The following is an 844-nucleotide window of genomic DNA, read 5'->3' on the forward strand; positions in this document are numbered from 1 at the left end:
GGAGCTGGAGGGCGCCCCCCCCCCCGCCACGCCCGACCGCGGGGGTGTGGGAGCCACGCCACCCGCCCCGACGCAGGGGATTCCGGGCCCGAACGGGGTGGTGGGGGCGCCCGGCGGCGCCCCACCCGCCGCGACCGGCGCGCGCGGCCGCTGGCGGGGGCCGGCGACCGTGATCGGGGCGCTCGCCGCCGTCGCGTTGCTGGCGGTGGCCGCGTTCGTCGGTGTGCACGCCTTGCGCGGCCATTCGGGCAAGTCGGCGGCCGGCGGCGCGACGTCGCGGTCGGCCACCCCGCAGACCGGCGGCGCCACCGCGGCCCCGACGACGCCGGCGCTCACACTGACCACCCAGCTCACCGACCAGTCGAACGTGCTGGGGCCGCTCGAGCGCGGCGCGGTCGAACGGGCCATCAACAACCTGTATGCCACGCGCGGGACCAAGCTGTGGGTCGTGTATGTCCCGAACTTCGGCGGGCTCAAGCCCTTCCGCTGGGCCGACAATGTCATGCGCGGCAACGGTCTTGCCGACACCGACGCGATCCTCGCCGTCGCCACGGACGAGCCGGCCTTCTCCTTTCGGGTGCCGGGCGCGATCACCAACGGCAGGGCCATCGACGTCGAGATGATCCGCCGCGATCGCATCTCGCCGGCCGTCTTCCGTCATGAGTGGGCGCGGGCGGCGATCGCCGCGGCGCAGGGACTGGACGTGGCCCCCGGCTAGACCATCGAACTAGACGGTATAGGGGGCTGGGGCCTCGCTCACATGTGAACGTGGGTTGCGGTCAGGAATTGGGTCCTGGCCGTAGAGCCACAGATGTGGGAGGCCCCAGTGAAGGTTCAGCGTACG

General features: G+C 73.5%; 1 protein-coding gene. It reads left to right on the forward strand.

The window, feature by feature from the left end:
* On the forward strand, positions 1-718 hold a 718-nt coding region (locus GPY60_RS26480; protein WP_197283856.1), incomplete at its 5' end, for a TPM domain-containing protein.
* Positions 719-844: the final 126 nt, after the last annotated feature.

This window comes from Mycobacterium sp. Marseille-P9652 (genome assembly GCF_902652685.1).
In the GTDB taxonomy this organism is placed as follows: domain Bacteria; phylum Actinomycetota; class Actinomycetes; order Mycobacteriales; family Mycobacteriaceae; genus Mycobacterium.